Source organism: Monashia sp. HAY1-2A, assembly GCF_056755315.1.
Window position 1 is genome coordinate 1 of sequence record NZ_JBNDHY010000564.1, and the last position, 254, is coordinate 254.

At 66.9% G+C, this 254-nt stretch carries 1 protein-coding gene; it reads right to left on the bottom strand.

Annotated elements, in window-relative coordinates:
• Positions 1 to 254, bottom strand: a 254-nt coding sequence (locus tag ACPYOM_RS23085; RefSeq protein WP_481347758.1) for an SDR family NAD(P)-dependent oxidoreductase, incomplete at both ends; no start/stop codon positions are given.

A 254-nucleotide genomic window follows, 5' to 3' on the forward strand; every position in this document is an offset into this window, starting at 1 on the left:
GCACCTCCACCGCCCCCTTCACCGCGCTGTAGATCGCGCGTTCCGGCACGTAGAAGCGCGCGGTGCCGCTGGAGATGTTGACGATCGCCCCGGGATTCGCGATCAGCGGCACCAACTGCTGCGTCAGGAAGAACACACCCTTGAAGTGCACGTCGACCAGTTGGTCGAAGGCCTCGGGCGTCGCCTGCAGCGTCGGCTGCGCCACCTGCACGCCGCCGTTGTTGATCAGGACGTCGAATCGCGCGCGGTGCCAG